The following is a 1,117-nucleotide window of genomic DNA, read 5'->3' as shown; positions in this document are numbered from 1 at the left end:
CCGGCCAGGTCCTGGGTCATGCGTCCGTCGGTTCGGGCGCGGGTGAGGGCGTCCGCCATCAGCCGGTCACCGCTCTCGGCAAGGACAGCGGCCGCAGCCAGAGCCCGAGCGTCGAAGGCCTCTGGGACGGCCAGGGTGCGACCGGCGAGCAGTTCCCGCGCCCGGCTGTACGGATCTTCCGTTCCTGGACGAGGCAGGGCCGTGTACTGCTTCTCGTACTCGGGCCAGAGCGTGCCCAGCACGAGGACGGGCCCGCGCTCCGGGCTGACCAGCAGGTGATGCACAGCCGCCGCGATCCGCTCACCGGATACCGGGTTGCCGAGGTAGTGCTGAGCCTCGTTCAACCACACCACGGTGCGGGGCCCGACACGGTGCAGATCCTCCACCGCGGCCTCCGCCCGGGTCGGGTCGAAGGGATGCCACAGCCGCCACCCCTTCTTCGCGAGGGGCTGGACGGCCTCCCAGCACGCCCGGGTCTTCCCCGTCGACGAGCTGCCCACCAGCACCACGATCCGGCTGCGGCCGGCCGCAGCGTCCCGGACCGCTTCACCCAGCAACCCGTCATGCTCGCGGGGCACATACCCGGGCAGCGCCCGCAGCACAGGCGTGTCGGGGTCCGAAGGGGCCCGGCCGGCCCCGGCCGGATGAACCTCCAGATCATGCGGATCCCACTGTCCGATCCGACGCCCCGGCCCGCCCGCCGGGACCGTGCCCGCCTCCTCGACCGCGGTCCACCGCAACTCCAGCAGCTCCCCCACCGGCAGCCGCAGCACACGGGCCAACGCCGCCACCGTCTCCGCAGACGGCACCGGCTTCGTGGGCGAGAGCGCCTCCGACACCGTGGTGCGCCCCAGCTCAGCCTGCTTGGCGAGCTGCGTCTGATTCAGCCGGGCCCGGGCCAACCCGTCGGCCAGTCTCTCGCGCAGTTCGGTGAGTGCCAGACTGCCGCCGCTCTGCTTGCCGTGCACGTGCTCGCCCCCGAGGCCCTGATGTGTTCGCCGGTGTCCATCTTCGTCCCGCCGAACCCCGGCGCGCACCGATTCCGCGACCTTCGACCACGTCAACACCCCACCGCCTACAGGGAGCCCGCCGTGGCCGTCGCCGTCGTCATACTGAC

1 protein-coding gene is annotated in these 1,117 nt (G+C 72.4%); it reads right to left on the bottom strand.

Annotated elements, in window-relative coordinates:
- Window positions 1-968: helix-turn-helix transcriptional regulator (locus ABWI07_RS44295; protein WP_353822227.1), on the bottom strand; the 968-nt coding region annotated here is incomplete at its 3' end.
- Between the last annotated feature and the right edge of the window lie 149 nt (window positions 969-1,117).

It is taken from the genome of Actinomadura sp. NPDC000600, from assembly GCF_040492135.1.
Lineage (GTDB): Bacteria > Actinomycetota > Actinomycetes > Streptosporangiales > Streptosporangiaceae > Spirillospora.
This window is presented reverse-complemented; position numbering and strand designations above follow the sequence as displayed.